At 32.8% G+C, this 19,306-nt stretch carries 14 protein-coding genes and 1 pseudogene; 7 read left to right on the forward strand and 8 right to left on the reverse strand.

Annotated elements, in window-relative coordinates:
• The coding region (locus P8H50_RS01830) for a glutaredoxin domain-containing protein (RefSeq protein WP_300205008.1) at positions 1-465 on the forward strand (465 nt) is incomplete at its 5' end.
• A 573-nt stretch (positions 466-1,038) separates the two neighbouring features.
• Positions 1,039-4,401: a sialate O-acetylesterase gene (locus tag P8H50_RS01835; RefSeq protein WP_300205011.1), complete on the forward strand. Its 3,363-nt coding sequence runs from the start codon at positions 1,039-1,041 to the stop codon at positions 4,399-4,401.
• A 177-nt stretch (positions 4,402-4,578) separates the two neighbouring features.
• On the opposite strand, the pseudogene P8H50_RS01840 reads toward P8H50_RS01835, so the two are convergent.
• Positions 4,579-5,550 (reverse strand): annotated as a pseudogene (locus P8H50_RS01840) (IS110 family transposase).
• Positions 5,551-6,070: 520 nt separating this feature from the next.
• Complete coding sequence (locus P8H50_RS01845; protein WP_300205013.1) at positions 6,071-6,208, reverse strand: hypothetical protein; 138 nt, start codon at positions 6,206-6,208, stop codon at positions 6,071-6,073.
• 101 nt (positions 6,209-6,309) lie between these two features.
• On the opposite strand from P8H50_RS01845, the gene crtI reads away from it, so the two are divergent.
• Positions 6,310-7,821, forward strand: a complete 1,512-nt coding sequence (gene crtI / locus P8H50_RS01850) for an NAD(P)/FAD-dependent oxidoreductase (protein WP_300205015.1) — start codon at positions 6,310-6,312, stop codon at positions 7,819-7,821.
• A 6-nt stretch (positions 7,822-7,827) separates the two neighbouring features.
• Here the strand turns inward: crtI and P8H50_RS01855 are convergent, their stop codons facing one another.
• From P8H50_RS01855 to recR, 4 genes are all read right to left on the reverse strand, one after another.
• A complete protein-coding gene (locus P8H50_RS01855) occupies positions 7,828-8,679 on the reverse strand; it encodes a prenyltransferase (RefSeq protein ID WP_300205017.1) in 852 nt (283 codons plus the stop codon).
• A gap of 353 nt (positions 8,680-9,032) precedes the next feature.
• Positions 9,033-10,358, reverse strand: coding sequence for a dihydrolipoamide acetyltransferase family protein (locus P8H50_RS01860; protein ID WP_300205019.1), 1,326 nt, complete (start codon positions 10,356-10,358; stop codon positions 9,033-9,035).
• Positions 10,359-10,472: 114 nt separating this feature from the next.
• Positions 10,473-11,570, reverse strand: a complete 1,098-nt coding sequence (locus tag P8H50_RS01865; RefSeq protein ID WP_300205022.1) for a glycosyltransferase family 2 protein — start codon at positions 11,568-11,570, stop codon at positions 10,473-10,475.
• A 7-nt stretch (positions 11,571-11,577) separates the two neighbouring features.
• Positions 11,578-12,195: a recombination mediator RecR gene (gene recR / locus P8H50_RS01870; RefSeq protein WP_300205024.1), complete on the reverse strand. Its 618-nt coding sequence runs from the start codon at positions 12,193-12,195 to the stop codon at positions 11,578-11,580.
• 183 nt (positions 12,196-12,378) lie between these two features.
• On the opposite strand from recR, the gene P8H50_RS01875 reads away from it, so the two are divergent.
• Positions 12,379-13,857 carry a sodium:solute symporter gene (locus P8H50_RS01875; protein WP_300205026.1) on the forward strand — a complete coding sequence of 493 codons (1,479 nt, stop codon included), beginning with the start codon at positions 12,379-12,381 and terminating at the stop codon, positions 13,855-13,857.
• Between the two features lie 90 nt (positions 13,858-13,947).
• On the opposite strand, the gene P8H50_RS01880 is transcribed toward P8H50_RS01875, so the two are convergent.
• On the reverse strand, positions 13,948-14,310 hold the full coding sequence (locus P8H50_RS01880; protein ID WP_300205028.1) for a CoA-binding protein: 363 nt from the start codon (positions 14,308-14,310) through the stop codon (positions 13,948-13,950).
• A 180-nt stretch (positions 14,311-14,490) separates the two neighbouring features.
• Here P8H50_RS01880 and P8H50_RS01885 point away from each other — a divergent pair, with 180 nt between their 5' ends.
• The 3 genes from P8H50_RS01885 to P8H50_RS01890 all read left to right on the forward strand — a co-directional run bounded on the left by P8H50_RS01885 (position 14,491) and on the right by P8H50_RS01890 (position 18,076).
• Positions 14,491-15,024 (forward strand): carboxypeptidase-like regulatory domain-containing protein, encoded by a 534-nt coding sequence (locus P8H50_RS01885; protein ID WP_366900941.1) that lies wholly within the window; start codon positions 14,491-14,493, stop codon positions 15,022-15,024.
• On the forward strand, positions 14,999-15,274 hold the full coding sequence (locus tag P8H50_RS11015; protein ID WP_366900942.1) for a hypothetical protein: 276 nt from the start codon (positions 14,999-15,001) through the stop codon (positions 15,272-15,274). The genes P8H50_RS01885 and P8H50_RS11015 overlap by 26 nt, the downstream gene beginning before the upstream one ends.
• Before the next feature lie 273 nt (positions 15,275-15,547).
• Positions 15,548-18,076, forward strand: a complete 2,529-nt coding sequence (locus P8H50_RS01890; protein WP_300205031.1) for a T9SS type B sorting domain-containing protein — start codon at positions 15,548-15,550, stop codon at positions 18,074-18,076.
• A gap of 82 nt (positions 18,077-18,158) precedes the next feature.
• On the opposite strand, the gene P8H50_RS01895 is transcribed toward P8H50_RS01890, so the two are convergent.
• On the reverse strand, positions 18,159-19,169 hold the full coding sequence (locus tag P8H50_RS01895; RefSeq protein ID WP_300205033.1) for a beta-ketoacyl-ACP synthase III: 1,011 nt from the start codon (positions 19,167-19,169) through the stop codon (positions 18,159-18,161).
• Positions 19,170-19,306 lie beyond the last annotated feature (137 nt).

Genomic DNA, 19,306 nt, shown 5'->3' on the forward strand with positions numbered 1-19,306 from the left:
GAAGACTTTAGACGCAGTAGTAACAGACCAACAATTATGAATGTTCCTGCTAAAAGTAAAGTAGAACTTATAACTTTAATACAATTAGTTGGTACAGAAGGTAAATACACAACTACTTTTATAGTAAACGAAGTCGCACCTGCTATAGAAGTAGATAAATCTGAAACGCGATTAGACGTAAGGCTAGACGACGCCTTAAAAGACCAAAAAGCAACTATATTTGTTAGTAATGACTGTTCTATTTGCAAAGAAGCCAAACGAATTCTAGGTGAAAACAATATCGCGTTTACAGAATATAATATAGATGACAATGCAGCGGAATACCTGGAAGCAGTAGAAACTTTTCAAACCGATAAGAAACCCATTAAAACAACGCTACCGCTTTTAAAAATTAAAGATCAGTTTTATAAGAATATTAATTCTATTGAAGATTTTAATGGAATACTACGTAAGGTGTTTAATTAGAAGGTAAATTATAGAATTCGACAAAAAAAGCTATTAATTTTAGTTTACTTTCTATAGTATTAATCATTTTCTTGAACATATAAAGTTAAGATACAACTTATTTTAAACTTGGCTTTGCCAAAAAATTAGGTTAACTTCGTTTAACATCTGATAAAAAACATTAAAACGCTTTTTTATCATTGCGTTGTGCATAATGCCGGAAATCGCGCAAATCATTAAACTTTCATAAGGAAAAGCTAATCGTACAGTAAAATTCAAGAAAAATAAGATTGATTCAATTTAACATAGTACAAATTTAAATAGACTGCATTTCTATGAATCTAGCCAACAAATTTTCAAATGGTGATATACATAGATTTATATCTAATCGAATATGAGTAATAGTAATTTCATAAGTCATATATAAATAAATGAGAATTTGAGACTCAAATCAGAAGTGACATTTTAAAAAAATATTAGGTTATTTAGGGTATTTCAAATCTCAGTTGTTATATATATAAGCAGGGGAAAAATTATTAAAAACTCTTTATTTATAATTTAAAGCTAATCTTAATCAATCTAAAAACAATTATTATGAATTATAAAAATCACACTAGTTTATTTAAAAATCCTATTCGTAATAATTTTATTGGAGACTTCTTTTTAGGTCTACCGTTACGTGTCAGAGCGTTTACTATAGTTTTTGCAACCTTATTTTATATGGCAGAAGCACAGACCGTTGAAGCAAGACGAACAGGCTTTGCATGGATAAATACAGAGAACGTCACAGACACGAGTTTTGGATCAGGTTTTACAATGTACAGTGCAGCTTGGCCAATATTTAAAAACTATCCAGGTGCATTTAATTTTCAAACAGGGCTTGGAAGTTCTTGGCTAACGACGCAACGAACAGGTACCGAACCAGTAGATTTCTATACTACAATAGAAGGTGGATTAGGTTGGTGGGGCGATACTAGATTTGCTACAGAAACGCCAAAATTTATAATGGGTGGTGTCTCTCATAATTTCTTTGCTTGGGCAAACGGAACAGGAGCAGGGCAAAGTGACATGTTACCCAACGGACAACGCGATTGGAGCACACCAGGCGGAAAATATGGTGTTGCGCAATTATCAAACCGATTATTGTGGGCTCCAGATGGTTTAAATATGGCGCAAGGATTAAGCGGTGAATTATTAGGTTACGGTTACACTCCTTTACCAATTACCGATCCGATGACTGAAACCGCTGGAGTAAATATAGTAACAGGCAATCAATGTTGGACCTTATTTATGAATGCTACTAATTTTAAAGGGCCAATAAGTTTTTTCTTACCGACATTCTGGACAAAACCCGTATTAGAAAATCCATCTTTAGAAGGCTTGTATTTTGATACCAGACCTTCAGATCCAAACGTTGGTTTGGGTGTTGAGCAAGCCGATTTTCCTGCAATAATTTCTACAGATGCTAGTGGTAATCATTTCGCTAAAATTGAAAGAATACAGTTTCCTGAAAGCGGAAGTAATAATTCTTTTGTTATTAATCAAGTAACGGCATATTCTCAAAATGCTTTATGGAATGATATGAATGCTTGGTTTAGTGGTGGTGCAGCCGTGCAACCAGGAATTAATTCAACAGGTATCTTAAATCTCGATTTTGTTGATAATGGTGGTGCAATAGTTGGTGAAATTTCGCAAGTTGCACCAGATGATTTAAATCATGAAATTGATTTAACTTATATAGAAAACGTACAACAGTCTAATGATGTCATGGGCTTTGAGTTTGATCTCAATATCGTTGAAAAAAGTAATGGCATTTTTACGTTACCAGAATATTTTAGGTTAGATACAGACAACAAATGGCGTCCAATTGATGAAGCAGCAGTGCCAACTTCAACCAGTCTATTGACCACCAATGTACCAACCACACCAAGAAGTGAAATTCCCTACCTCACACCAATGGAACCAGATTGTCTATTTCAAGACCCAAGTGGTCCGTGGCAAAGTCCTGGTCCGACGGCAGGTCCTTTTACAGCAGATTTAGGCGATGGCACCACAGTAACCTATTATTGGTATCGGTTTATAGATCAGCCTGCTGTTATTCATGCCAATCTTCCTGAACCTATGCGTGCGGCTATGCAAGCTAGAGTAGAGTTAATTCATTCTAATTGGAGCCATACAGAGGACTATTTGGCGCCACCAACTGTCGGAAACTTAGCAACTCTAGACCCTAAAATCATTATTGATACACCTGCTGGTTTAGAGATTGGGTATGTGCCAATTGTAACGCGACAGCAACAAACACCATCTAAAGTGAGGGTTTTTATTTTAGCTGGACAGTCAAATATGCAAGGACAAGGAGCGGTTGTTGATCCAGAAAATGACCCAGGAGATTTAATCGATGTCATCCAAAATGACGTAAATGGTGATTGGTCTGATGTTGGATTAGCTGATAATTGGAATACCTTAAACAATGTCTATTTATATTATGAAGGAGATGAAGGCATCATTAAAGAAAACGTTACGGTTGGTCAAGGCGCAAATTCTAATGCTTTTGGGCCCGAATTAATGTTTGCACACCAACTCGACAAATTTTATGATGATCCTATTGTAATTATTAAAACAGCTTGGGGAGGAACGACTTTGGCAGAAGATTTTCGTCCACCTTCTGCTGGTGGAACAACAGGAGCATTCTACAATCAAATGATTCAAATTGTGCAAGATGTGACTCAAAATTTAAGTACAGAGTTTCCAGCTATTGGCATAACAGATTTCGAATTATCTGGTTTTGCATGGTTTCAAGGTTGGAATGATGGTGATAACACAGGATTTTTAAATGAATATGAAAGTAATTTAAATCACTTAGTCAATGATGTAAGAAATGATCTTGGAGTTGCTGAACTTCCATTTGTTATTGCAAGTTCTGGGCATGGAGGTTATACGCTTAGTAATGATCCTTGGGTGCAAGGTATTCAAAATGTAATTTCTGTAGCCCAAGAAACCGTTGGCTGTGATGATGACACCTATGGTGGTCATGTTGGTTTTGTAGATACTAAAACATTTTATCGCGATACTTCAGTGTCTCCGTACGATGGTATATTTCATTTTAATAATAATGCGCTCACCTTCTTAAATATTGGAAAATCAATGGGAGATGAGATGGTTAAATCTATTAATGAAATGGCTTTTTGTTATCAAGACTGTGGAGAAAATTTAGTTATTCCAGGAGTGGTGTCTATTGGAAACCGTGTTTGGAATGATCTCAATAGAGATGGCATTAACGATCCTGACGAACCTGGTATTGCAGGTGTGTCGGTTGTACTATGGAGTGATCCTGATGGTGATGGTAATCCGGATGTCTTTAGTGGAGTTGAAGTTACAGATAGCGACGGTTATTATCAGTTTTCAGGTTTAACACCTGGTAATTATCTACTTTTTGTTTGGAGTGTCGATAATTGGGAACTTGGCGAACCTTTGCATGGTTTTGTATCAACAAATGGTTTTGTTGCAAACGCTAATAACGATGTTGATGGTGATAATAATGGTTTTGGAGAGCCCTTTACAGATATTATGTCTGGCATTCTAACGTTAACTACAGATGGTGAACCTTTAAACGACGGAGACCCTTTTGATTGTAATTTTAATTATGATCCTGCTGGTAACAACTCTGTCGATTTCGGTTTCTTTGATCCTGATGTAATATTGGGTATTAATGATGTTAGTAAAACCGAAATTCAAATTTTTCCAAATCCAGTTATAAATCAATTAACTATTAAAGGCAATTTAAATCTATCCCAGATTAAAATATTTGATGTGATAGGAAGAATTCATCGAACAATAAACCCAATCAATGAGACAGAAACGATAAACATTTCGACATTGTCAAAAGGCATATATTTTATAAGTTTAATTGATGAAACGAACAATGCGTTGAAGGTTTATAAAATAATAAAGCAATAGTAAAGTTCATAATAGCTAATTCAGTTTTATTGTTAAATAAATAAACTAATACATTATATTAGAGATATTAAAACTAAGGTTTAATCCGAACTAAATAATAAACATCTGAACACTAAATTCAATGTAAAAAGCACTATGCACAACAAAGTACTGTGGTAAAAAACAAGTAAAATCTCATTAATTTTTCACTAGCGTACTTTTATATTCCCCATCATATATTAATCCTGATTTAGCTATTGCAAAAGCTTGTTTTAGTAACTTGTTACACACTGCTATTAAGGCTAGTTTTTTGCTCTTTCCTTTGGCTACAATTCGCTCGTATAAATCTCGACAAGCTTTATTATACTTACAGGCATTAAAACTGCACATAAATAACAAATTTCTCAACTTTTGATTTCCTATTTTACTTATTCGTGACCTCCCTTTTACACTACTTCCACTCTGTCTAATTACTGGTGTTAAGCCTGCGTAACTGCACAACTCACTTGCGCTATTAAAACGATCAAAACCACCTGTTAAAACAACTAACATAATAGCTGTTTTTGGTCCAATACCTGGAATGGTCTTTAAGCGTGTAAACAAATCTTGATGCGATTCTTTTACTAAAATCAAAAGCTTATCCTCTAAAAGTTGCATCTCTCTTTGGAGCTGTCTTAAACTACGTTTTAAAGAGGTTACAACTACTTTACTAGGATTGCCTAAAACTGACTCGCCATGTAGTTTGTTTTTTAGCATAGTAGTTTGTTTTGTATACATAGAAAGGGCTCTAACGATTTGAAGACACACGATCTCCTCTTTAGTATTGCCTTGCCATAGCTTTAGTTCTACCTGTTCTGCATAAGCACAAATGCGTTTTGAATCGCTCTTATCTGTCTTTACTTTTGATAAGCCCATTTGGATAAATCGTTTTACCTATAAAGGATTTTCTACTGATACTTTTATACCAGACTCTAACAAATGATATGCCAACTGATAATGATAATAACCTGTAGCCTCCATAACACAATGACTAGTATTATCTAAGAGTTTTGTAAACTTCTTAAAACCAAATTCAGTGTTTTTAAACTGATAATAATTGCCATCAGAATCGGTAACATCAAATACTAGTGCACTAATGTCAATTCCAAAATATTTAATATCTTTATTCATAAGAAAATGTTTTTTGAAAGGACATACTACGCGAGTTTCAACGACTTAAAAGCGAGGTCTAAAAGCCTCATAGAACTGTACGAAATCTGTGTAGTAAAGAGAGGGGATTTTCAATGTTGACGAAGTCTAATGCTTCTGCGTGTATATTAACCTTATTCCTCTCTTTTGTCTTTTCTGATTTATCCTTAAATTTAAGGAATTGTAAACTTAAGACGTGTATAGCCAATTGCTCGGTTCTCGCCTACTTGGAAATTCCTTCGGAATTTCCTCTGGTTCGTTTTCTTTTGCTACCTTAGTTGCTAGCCAACGCAACTGAACCATACACGAACACGTTAAACGAACCTCGTCAAAATCCAAACAAAAAAGCACAGTCGAAAAACTGTGCTTTTTGTTGTTTTAAACTTAGAACTATTTGTAAGTTTCTATTTTACGCTAAGAAATAACAAATAATATCCTGAGAATTGCAAAGACTAATAAACTTATATCTCGCGATTAGAGTCCAAACCTTCTAAATACTCTTTTACTGCTTTTCAAATTGTCCACCAAATGCACCATTTACTAAAAGATAGTCGTTACAGTGCGATAAGAACATTTTATAACGAATACCTATAAAATCGCGATTTTGAGTTTTTATTACTAAAGGTATTTTAAGTAACACTACTAAAGCTCAGACTTATAAACTACAATTAACTTAACTAATTACAATTTTGCAAAATAAAAAAATGGGAATTCAACTTTTAGTTACGTATTTTTACTGTTGTGAAAAAAGAAAAAAATATTATAATTATTGGATCTGGTATTGGTGGTATAGGTGCGGCAGCATTACTCTCTAAATCAGGTTACACTGTTACTGTTATTGAAAAAAATGACACATTAGGAGGTAGAGCAAACATTTTTAAAGCCGAAGGCTATACCTTTGACATGGGACCATCTTGGTATCTCATGCCAGATGTATTTAAACACTATTTCAATCTTCTTGGAGAAAAAGTTTCAGATCATCTTGATCTAGTAAAATTATCACCATCTTATCGTGTGTTCTTTGCAAATGACAAAGATATTCCTGTATTAGATATTCATTCGGATTTAGAAAAAGATTTACTACTTTTTGAAAAACTAGAACCAGGTATTACACCAAAATTAAGAGAATATTTAAAAAGATCTGGCGAACAATATGCTTTGGCTAAACATTATTTCATGTATAGAAATATTGGTATCTCTGCCGATTTTTTAAGTTGGAAACTAATAAAAAAAGGGATTCAACTCAATCCGTTCCAAACCATGCATACCTATTTAAACAAGTGGTTTAAGAGTGATCGCGTAAAAAAAATTCTTGAATATACACTTGTTTTTTTAGGCTCTGATCCAGCAAAAACACCAGCCCTTTACAATATCATGAATTTCATTGATTTTGATATGGGTGTCTATTATCCAAAAGGAGGCATTTATGAAATTATAAAAGCATTAATAACTATTAACAAAAAACATGGCACGAAATTTATAACAGAAACACCTGTTTCAAAAATATTAGTTGAGAATAAAAAAGTTTCAGGAGTTCTTTTAGAAAATGGCGAACAATTGCGTGCTGATATTGTTATTTCAAATGCAGACCTTTGGTTTACAGAAACGCAACTTTTAGAGAAAAAACACCAAACCTATCCCGAACGCTACTGGGAAAAAACTGTTTTGAGTCCGAGTGCCTTTATTATGTATCTTGGTTTAGATCGAGAATTAGACATCTTAAGTCATCACAATCTTAGGTTTGGTGAAGATTGGAAGCAAAATTTTAAAGAGTTATTTGATACACCTCAGCTTCCAGAAGACCCAAGTTATTATATTTGTAAGCCTACAGAAACAGATCCTAATTTATCACCAGAAGGTACAGATAATTTATTTGTTTTGGTTCCTATTCCTCCTGGATTAACACTTTCGGATACTGAAATGAAAGACTACAGAGAAAAGATTTATAACCTCATGAAAAAAGATCTTAAACTTCCAGAATTAGAAAGTTACGTTGTCTACGAACGTGCGTATTGGAGTGATGATTTTAGAAGAGATTATAATGACTATAAAGGCACAGCCTTAGGATTAGCGCATACATTAAAACAAACACTTTTAAGACCTTCTAACAAAAGTAAAAAAGTAAAAAATCTATTTTATGTGGGAGCTGGCACAAGTCCTGGCATTGGAATGCCTATTTGCTTAATATCTGCAGAATTGGTTTATAAACGAGTAGCTGGAATAAAAAATCCGCATCCACTTGAATCGCTTTAGTCATTATTATCGTAATGCATTAAAAAACAGATAAAAAAACAAAACAGTACCACCAATAATATTTATTAGCGGAAAATAGGTGTAATATTTAAATACCTTAGTACTGTTATAAAGACTTAATGCAACCACAACCACATATACAGTACCAAATAATACAGCAACAGTGCCCACGTAAATAGTGCCTATAATACTAGAAAGAAGATATGCTAACAAACAAAACCAAAGTGCTTTGCGATGACCTAGTTTTGTTGCAAGTGTTTCTACTCCAGAGGCTCTATCGGCTTTAATATCTGGAACTGCTGAATACGTTTGCATTGCCGAAGCCCAAATAAGACCTCCTAATACAGCAAGCCATTGTACTTTTGTATTTCCAGTAATTAAAAACCCAATAATACCAGGAGAAATATAAATAATAGACGAAAACAAAATATCTAAAGGTGGTTTTGATTTAGCTCTTATTGGTGGTGCCGAATAAAATAATCCCATAAATATAAAAACGACTATAGCACACAATGTATAAGTGCTAACAAAAAAAAAACAAGTAATAAATGGAAATGTTAAAAGACAAATTATCATCCAAAGCTTTTTGTGTTTTGCAGGACTAAGGATCTTTTCATAATTAGATTTCTTGTCATTAAGAATATCTGTTTCATAATCATAGATATCGTTCACTCCATAAATAAGCAAGTTTGCAGGAAAAGAAAAGAAAATTGAAAAAACAACTAAAAGTATCGTTGTTTCTGTGTCATAATTAAAAGGGTTTCCAGAAGATATCATCCCAACAAGAAAAGTACCCAAAACATACATCCAAAATCTTGGTCTTGAAATAGACAACAATTCTTTAATATTTAAATTCATTTCATTCCTCTCAAAAATAATTAACGCTAAGTAATTATTTTGTTTATGTTTAAAGTTAATTTTTTAAACAAAAATAAGCTTTTTTAATCAAGTTCCTAATTCTAAAATTAAAATTGGCACTCATTATATTGATTGTGTATAAAATAAAAATGTGTGCCTTTTTTATAAAGCTAGTCTCTACAGCACGCATTAATCCATACATTACTTACGTTAACATATAGCTATAATATTAAAACATGAATAAACAACTTTATCTTAAATATAAAAAGCACAGTCCTAAAACTGTGCTTTTTACTATTCTGTAGTTTAAATTATAAGCGTCTCTATGCTCCTAATTACAAATTAGTATAAAATTAAATTTCTCTTTTAGTGTCCCAACTTTCTAAATAGTCTTTTACTGCTTTTACAAATTGTCCACCAAGCGCACCATTAACAACACGATGATCGTAAGAGTGCGATAAGAACATTTTATAACGAATACCTATAAAATCTCCATCTGGTGTTTCGATAACTGCTGGTACTTTACGTATAGCGCCTAAAGCTAGTATACCAACTTGTGGCTGATTAATAATTGGTGTTCCCATAATACTACCAAACGTACCAACGTTAGTTACTGTATACGTTCCGCCTTGTATATCGTCGGGTTTTAACTTATTATCTCTTGCTCTTGATGCTAGATCGTTTACTTGCTTGGTCATACCAACAAGATTTAATTGATCGGCATTTTTAATAACAGGCACAATTAAATCGCCATTACCTAATGCGGCAGCCATACCAAGGTTTATGTTTTTCTTTTTAACAATAGTATCACCTTGAAGTGAGATATTCATCATTGGAAAATCGCGTAATGCTTTTGCAATGGCTTCCATAAAAATAGGTGTGAACGTTAAGTTTTCACCTTCACGTTTCATAAAACTATCTTTTACTTTCTTTCTCCAATTCCAGATATTAGTAACATCTGCTTCTATAAAACTTTGTACATGTGCACTAGTTTGCACACTTTCTACCATATGGTGCGCAATTAACTTACCCATTCTGGTCATTTCTATAATCTCATCAACTTCTCCTACATTAATTGGTGTTTCCTGCTTTTTAGTTTCTGTTTTAGTTGGAGCTTGCTTAGTTGAAGCAACAGGAGCTACTTCTACTTTAGCAGGTTGAGTTCCTCTTGTTGTTAAATACGCTTGCATATCTGCTTTAGTCACTCTTCCTTCTTTTCCTGTACCTGGAACAGCATCTAGCTCTGCTTGAGCTATACCTTCTGCTTTTGCCATGTTTTTTACTAATGGAGAATAAAAACGCTCTCCATTAGAACTTATTGGAGCTGTAGTTTCTTGGGCTGCAACAACAGTTTGTGCGACCTCAGCTGCTGCTTCTGGCGCTTTTTCTGCTACAATTGCTTCTGCTTTTGGAGCTTCAGCACTAGCATTACTTTCACCTTCTGTTTCAATAACAGCAATGGTTTGTCCAACTTGAACCACATCGTCAACATTAAAAAGTACTTCAACCAAAATACCATCAACTTCACTTGGCACTTCGCTATCGACTTTGTCTGTAGCAATTTCAAGTACTGCTTCATCTTGCTCAATAGTATCTCCAACCGCTTTTAACCACGAAGTAATTGTTGCTTCTGCAACGCTTTCTCCCATTTTCGGTAATTTTAGTTCAAATCTTGCCATATTAATAAAAAATGTGTCTTTTTGTATTTTTAGAATGCAAAATTAATAAAAAATAGCGTATTTGTCTGACTATTCCATATAATTTTGAATTCAGCTTTTAAAATAAACTGATATTTAAAAAGGTATCACTTCGCCTCTGCTTTTAGACGAAGAACTTCCGAGGATAAAATTAGCGTTTTTTGGAAGTATTTTAAACGATAAATTTTTATTTTTTTCTGAAGTTTCCATTTTCTGAATTATGGTTTGAAAACTTATAGTATTAGCATCGAAAATAATTTGAGTATTTTCTTTTATTTCTTCAGCATTTAAAACTTGAATTAAAGGCTTTGAAAGTTTAATTGCTAAAGCTTCATTTTTAGTTTTTGAAATCAGTGCATAATTCTCAAAATCTAATATTTCTGTTGATGTTTTATTCTCAAAGAGCCTGGCAGATTGTATTCCGAAGAATACTAACGCATCAAAAACCAAATTACTTTTAAAGTGTTTTTTATAAAAAATTTGCATGGCTCCATAAAATCGCTTTGCATAGGTTTTATCTTTTAAAGTGCTTTCACCTTTGTAATGTATTGCTGCTAATGCTCCATAATAATAACTCTGAAAACCAGCTTTTTTAATTTTATAACTTAAATCTATGTCTTCTCCATACATGAAATAATCTTCGTCAAAACCTTGGACTTGAGTGAATACTTCGCGTTTTAATAGCATAAAAGCACCTACAAAAACGTCTGCTTTTCCAATCTCGTTGTCTAGTAAATGATTTGCGTAGTAGTGTTTAGAGTTTCCTAAAGCCTTTTGTATGGCTATTTTTGTTATTGGAACATTCCGCTTACTTTCTGGCAAAAAACAACCACTACCATCTATTAACTTACAACCTACAATACCTAGATTATTTTGTTTTTCGGCAAAAGCCAGAAGTGTTTTAAAAGTATCTTCTGCAATAACAGTATCTGGATTTAATATGCAAACATATTCGCCTTTAGCCAGTTTTACTCCTATATTATTACCTTTAGAGAAACCTAAATTTTCTTTGTTTTCAATGCGTTTTATGTTGGGAAATTTTTCTTTAACCATTTTGCAACTGTCGTCTTGAGAGTTGTTATCTACCACAATAATTTCAGCATCTAAGGTTTGAATAGCTGCTTCAACGCTTTGCAAACACAACTCTAAAAAGTAGTGCACATTGTAATTTAGAATAATAACTGAAAGTCGCAAAATGTTGTTATTGTTTTAATGAGGCTTCAAAAGGAATACGATTTAAAATACTACGTCCCAAAGTTATTTCATCGGCATATTCAAGCTCATCTCCTACTGATATTCCTCTTGCTATTGTTGATGTTTTTATTTCTAATCCATGTAATTGCTTGAAGATGTAGAAATTTGTAGTATCGCCTTCCATTGTAGGACTTAATGCAAAAATAAGCTCAACAATAGTTCCTGTTTTTACTTTTTCTACTAAACTCACAATGTTTAAATCGTGAGGTCCAATACCTTCTATAGGATTAATTTTTCCGCCTAATACGTGATACAGACCTTTATGAGACGCTGTGTTTTCTATTGCCATAACATCTCTAACATCTTCAACTACACAAATAATATCCTTTTTTCTTAACGGATTTGCGCAGATTTCGCATACATCTACATCGCTAATATTATGGCAAGACTTACAGAATTTTAAATGGTCTCGCATATTAGTTAAAGACTGAGCTAAGCCAGTAACTTGTTCTTTTGGTTGCTTTAATAAGTGCAATGCTAAACGCAATGCTGTGCGCTTACCAATACCTGGTAATTGTGAGATTTCGTTAACCGCATTTTCTAAAAGTTTAGAAGAGAATTCCATAGATGCGAATTTAATGCTTTTGCTACAAATTCACGAATTTTTTATTATTATAAATGCTTTAGTTTTAAACACTAATTTGATAGACTTTCTTTTAAGTTTAATCGATAACTTATAACATTAAATTCTCATATCTCTAGGTACTTTTAACTTTTTGCGTATTTTCGATTTTAGAAAATAATTTACATGTCATCTATTCAAATATTATTACTTATTGCTGCCTATTTTGGCGTGCTTATTTTAATCTCCTATTTTACTGGTAAGGAAGATACTAATGCTGCTTTCTTTAAAGCAAACAAATCTGCACCTTGGTATTTAGTTGCTTTTGGCATGATTGGCGCATCGCTCTCTGGTGTTACGTTTATCTCTGTTCCTGGATTAATTGATGGTCAGCAATTTGCTTATATGCAAGGTGTTTTAGGCTTTTTTGTTGGTTATTTGGTAGTTTTACTCGTTTTAATTCCATTATACTATAAGTTAAATGTTACTTCTATTTATCAATATTTAGAAGAACGCTTTGGAATTGTAAGCTACAAAACTGGTGCTTTTTTCTTTTTGCTTTCAAGAGTTACAGGTGCCTCTTTTAGATTATACCTAGTTGCACTTGCAATGCAATATATTGTTTTTGAAAGTTTAGGCGTTCCATTTTGGGTAACTGTGGTAATCTCCATTTTATTGATATGGTTGTACACCAATAAAGGTGGCATAAAAACTATTATTTGGACAGACACATTGCAAACCATTGCCATGTTAACTTCTGTAATTGTGGCTATAGTTTTAATTTTAAATAAGTTAGATTGGACATTAGCTGAAACGTTTACCAAAGAAACGTTTAAAAACAAGAGTCAGATTTTCTTTTTCGATGATGTTAATAGTAAAATATATTTCTGGAAGTATTTTATTGGAGGTATCTTTATTACTATCGCTATGACAGGTTTAGACCAAGATATGATGCAAAAAAACCTGACATGCAAAAATTCTAAAGAGTCTAAAAAGAACATGTTTTCTATGTCTATTTTACTTGTTATTGTAAACCTAGTTTTTTTAACACTTGGTGCTTTATTGTTTATCTACGCTGAAGAATTTGGAGTTAAAATTCCTGTTTTAAATGAAGTTACTAGAACGGATTTATTATTTCCAGAGATAGCAATGAATCAAGGTTTGGGAAAAGGCTTAGCGATTACTTTTATTATTGGACTTATTGCTGCTGCTTACAGCAGTGCAGATAGTGCTTTAACGTCTTTAACAACTTCTTTTTCAGTAGATTTTTTAAACATAGAAAAAAAGCCTTTAGAACAACAAAAGCCGTTACGTAAAAAAGTACACATCATTGTTTCTTTTGTACTAATAGTTGTTGTCGTTATTTTCAACTCTTTAGAAGGCAGTGTGGTAAGTAACCTCTTTAAGTTTGCAACGTTTACTTATGGTCCTTTACTTGGATTGTTTGCTTTTGGAATATTAACAAATAGAAGAATTATAGATAAATTGGCATGGGTAATAGGGCTTTTATCTATTACTCTAACCTATTTAATTACAATTATTCCAGAAACTTTTCCAAATAGTTTTATTGGTCAATATGCATTTCATTGGGAAATTTTACTATTAAATGGCTTGATTACTTTTATAGGTTTACTAATAATATCTAAGAAAAAAGAAAAAAATTAGTAAGATTACTCATTCATACTTATTTTTTGTAGGTTTTCTTGAATACTACACATGTAAAATATTGCTTAAAAAAGCGTCTCAAAATAAGATTTAATACTGATTTGTTGACAATAAAACCAAAGTACAAGCTACTTCAAAATCAATATTATTTTCTGTTAGCAAGCCATAAAACTCAGGATTTTCTGTTCCTGGATTAAAAATAACGCGTTTTGGGTTTAATGCTATAATATAGTCGTAATACTGTTCTTGCCTTTCAGGATTTAAGTATAATGTAACGGTATCTATATTTTTGTATTGTTTTAATTCTGTATCTATTGTAATACCTGCTTCATCTCCTTCACGCATACCAAAAGCTACGGTTTCGTGATTGTAGTTTGTTAGTTTTCTAATAGCCATGTTAGAATAGCGTTCTGGCTTTGTAGAAGCACCAATTACTAAAGTTTTTTTATTCATATCCATTATTTTGTTAATTCTGAAAAAGCAAAAAATCATCAGCCTTTTTTAGTGTTAAAAAAAATGTTAACATTTATGCAAAGAGTAACAGATTATAAAATTAGTCGTCTTTAAAGTATTACCAATATAACCACATCAATCAATAAATCAATCAAATGAAAAAAAACAATCCTAATTTGTTTGTTACTAGTCTCATCACTAGTACAAGCGCAATCTTCAAACAAAGACACCTCCACAGTTAAGACTGGAATTATTACTAGAACTATTTTAGACGAAACCTTACCTTATGTAAATATAGTTATTCGCGATTTAAACGATAAAATAATTACAGGCAGTATTACTAAAGATGATGGTTCTTTTTACATGGACAATATACCAAAAGGCACCACTAAAGTTAGTAAAGTTAGTATTGAGTACTTAGGATATAAAACAGTTAGCAGAGAGATTACTATAGACAAAGAGACCACTACAATAGATTTTGGTATAATAAAAATTTACGAATCTGCCACTAGCTTAGAAGAAGTGGAACTTGTAGGAGAAATTTCTACAATTCAGCAAAAAGTAGACCGAAAAATAATTACTGTGGGCAAAGACTTAACAACCTCTGGTCCTACAGCTAGTGATATCATGAACAATCTTCCTGTCGTAAGTGTCGATTCGCAATCTGGAGCCATTAGTTTGCGTGGTAATGCAAATGTACGTGGTTATGGTTGATGGAAAACTATCTAATGTACCTGCTGCGCAATTATTAAAACAAATTCCATCTACTTCTATCAAAAGTATTGAATTAATTACAAATCCCTCAGCTAAATATAATCCTGAAGGCATGAGTGGTATTATAAATATAATTCTAAAAAAGAATATTAAGATAGGTTTTAATGGTAATATTAATTTAGGATTAAACTATCAAGACAACCCAAAGTTTGATTGGCTTTGGTTTTTTGGCTATGTTAAAGTCTGTTAAAGTTTGATTATCAATGTAATAAAATCAAAAACAGATCGTCTATATAGAAACATTATACAGTTAACGAATCTATTTATTTAAATTAGTCCTCTGTTAAAACGTTCGTAAACACGTTAAGTTTATATGGTTAATAGCAAAAAAAAATCTCAGTGTTGACGCATTGGGATTTTTTAGTTAAATCAATCTACTTATTAGCTTTTAATAAATAAAATGACGCAGAATTAATTAATTTAACAAAACAGTTATATTTGTATTATTAATTATACCTTTTCTTTGAAAAATACATTCCTTTTTAGTTGCCTTTTTTTTGTTTTGTATTTTACATCAAAAGCTCAGTCTGTAAATACATCATACTTGTGTTTAGCAAATGGTGATATTGTATTGGCAGATTTTTCAAATTGCTCTACCACTGTTGTCGCTAGCTACTTTACTGGTCTTCACGATATTTCTCAAGGAGATACAGACGACACACTGTATGGCATCATTGAGAATAATCTTTATTTAGTTAATATTAATACCGGATTTGTAAATCCGTTAGGTAGTTTAACTGCAATTGGATTTAATGGATCGCTTGAGATAAACTCATTAGTTAAAGAAAGTACTGGAATACTTTTGGGAGTTAATACAGACTCTCCAGGAGAATTATTTAGAATTAATGTAGCTAACATGACAGCTACATACCTAGGAAACGTTGGTTATGGAAGCGCAGGAGATTTAACTTTTTTTGAAGGTGAATTATACCTTAGCGCAAACCAAAACAGGCTTATTCGAGTAGATATAAACACACCATCTAATTCTGTTCTTGTTGGAACTATATCTGGCGCCAACGGCTTTTCGAGTGTCTTCGGTGTGGTTACGATTATTACACAGAATCCATGTAGTACAAACCCAACCTACGAACTTATAGCTACAGGAGGAAATGATACTGCTATTTTAGATGAAACAAATGCTCAAAGCACCTTAAATTGTACTAATATAACATCTTCTAGTATTTATGGTGCCTCAGAGGTGGCATCAGATATTATTTGTTCTATTAGTTTAGAATTAGAAGAAGATGTCACACAAAATACTGCTCCTACATATTGTGATGTTGCAGTTACTCAACTTAATGCTATTCCAGATCCTATAAATCCTTTGGGAAGCTACTCTTATCTATGGACAGAACAAGGTTCTTCAGTTCCATTAGGAAATAATGCGTCTTTACCTATAAACATTAATTCTACAACAACCTATGTTTGTTTAATAACAGATTCTGGAAGAGTTGCTCCAGATAACGTAGCGACTGCAACTATTACGGTAACAATAAATCAACCTCCAACACAACCAACTCTAGAATGCTGGGAAACAGCAACCCTAAACACTATAACTTGTATTTGGGAAGTTTCTGGAACACAACCTACAGCTCCTACTAATCTGGAATGTTGGGAAATGGCTAATTTTAATACGACTTCATGTAGTTGGGAAATCTCTGGAACACAACCAACTCAGCCAAGCATAGAATGCTGGGAAACAACGACTTTTAATACGACGACTTGTAGTTGGGTAACTATTGGTACACAACCTGCACAACCTAACATAGAATGTTGGGAAACTGCAGTATTTAATAACATAACCTGTAACTGGGAAATTACTGGTATTCAACCTAATGCTCCAACTAATTTAGAATGTTGGGAAACCACCTCATTTAATAATACAACTTGTACTTGGGATATTATTGGAACACAGCCAACTCAACCAACAATTGAATGTTGGGAAACTGCGACTTTTAATACGACGACTTGTAGTTGGGAGGTTTCTGGAACACAACCTACTGCGCCAATAAATCTAGAATGTTGGGAAATTGCAACTTTTAATAACACATTATGTTCTTGGGAAATTAATGGAACACAGTCAATACAGCCAAGTATTGAATGTTGGGAAACTACAGTTTTTAACTCCATTACTTGTAATTGGGAAACCTCAGGCACACAACCAACTGCTCCTACTAACTTAGACTGTTGGGAAACTGCTGCTTTTAACACAACAACATGTAGTTGGGAGGTTTCTGGAACACAACCTACTGCTCCAACAAATCTAGAGTGTTGGCAAGTAGCAACCTTTAACAATACTTCTTGTACCTGGGAAATTACTGGCATACAACCTATTGATACAAGGAATGTATCTATTGTACTTTGTGAAGGTGAAACACTTACGCTAGATGCCAATTCAAATATTCAAAATCCAACTTACCAATGGAATACCAACCAACAAAGTGCAACTATTGCTATTGAGAATCCTGGTATTTACACAGTTCAAGCTACTGATGGTTGCTATGTAGAAATAACAAATTTTACAGTCACATTATATAAAAATCCAATAATTGCAAATATAGTCTCGTATAACAGCTCCATCATTGTATCTCTTGAAAATCAAAGTGAATATCAATATTCTTTAGATGGTGTAGTGTACCAAAACAGTCCTGTTTTTACAAACATACCAAATGGTGTATATACTGTATATGTGAGGTCTTATTTATGTAATTTTATTATTACTCAAGAGCATTTACATTTTTATATACCACAATTTTTTACACCAAATGGAGATGGTGTTAACGACTACTTTGCTATTAACAACCTAGAATATTACAATAACACTCAAGTTATTATTTTTAATCGCTACGGTAAATTATTATTCTCTGCCAAAAACAGAAGTGTAAAATGGGATGGCACCTTAAAAGGGAAAAAACTACCTTCATCAGACTATTGGTATTTAATAACAATAGATGGTAAAGAATTTAAAGGACATTTTACTTTAAAACGATAAACTTTGACATCCTTAAAACAAAAAATCCCAATGCGTTAACATTGGGATTTTTATTATTTGATTCCTATTAATAGAAATTTAATTACCATTTAATAATCACACTTCCCCAAGTAAAACCACTACCAAAAGCAGCTAAAACAACATGATCACCTGTTTTTATTTTACCTTCCTCCCAAGCTTCAGTTAAGGCAATAGGAATAGAAGCTGCGGTTGTGTTTCCATAACGCATAATATTATTGTAAACTTGGTTGTCTGTTAATCTAAATTTTTTCTGAATAAATTGAGCAATACGTAAATTCGCTTGATGTGGAATTAACATATCAATCTGACTTTTATCAAGATTATTTTTAGTTAATCCTTCCATAATCACTTCACTAAAACGAACGACTGCATTTTTAAAAACAAAAGTACCATTCATGTATGGAAAGAAACTTTCGTCGTTAGGATCGTTATCTGCTAAAATATCATTCACCCAACGTTTTCCCATACCTGGAGCCACAACCACTAATTCTTCGGCATGCTCACCTTGAGAATGTAAATGTGTAGACAATATGCCTTTTGTAGTATCTTCTTCTCTTGTTAAAATAGCTGCTCCTGCTCCATCACCAAAAATAACTGTAACTCCACGACCTCGTGTTGTTTTATCCAAACCGTGAGAATGCAATTCACTCCCAATAACAAGAATATTTTTATACATTCCTGTTTTAATAAAATTATCTGCAACAGAGATAGCGTAAACAAATCCAGAACATTGATTTCTAACATCTAAAGCGCCAACGGTTTTAATATCTAAAGCATGTTGTACTTGTACTCCAGGTCCAGGAAAATACATGTCTGGACTTAAGGTTGCAAAAATTATAAAATCGATATCGTTCTTATCTATTCCTGCTCGTTCTATAGCTTGTTTGGCAGCTTTTACTCCCATAGTTGCTGTAGTGTCTCCAGAACCTTTTTTTACCCAACGACGTTCTTTAATACCTGTACGTTCTGTAATCCATTCATCATTTGTATCCATCATTTTAGATAGATCATCGTTAGTCACTACATTATCTGGCACATATTTGCCAAGTCCTATTATTTTTGAATTATACATTGAAAATATTTTGTTTTTTCTTCCAATATTTATGCTGAACTCGTTTCAGGAAGTCGGAAGTCTAATTTCTTTGCTAATTTAAGTGTTTCAGTAATATAGAATCTAGCATTTAACTTTAATTAATTATGCATGCATAG

Origin of the sequence: Lacinutrix sp., from assembly GCF_029238095.1 — a bacterium.
GTDB lineage: Bacteria > Bacteroidota > Bacteroidia > Flavobacteriales > Flavobacteriaceae > Lacinutrix.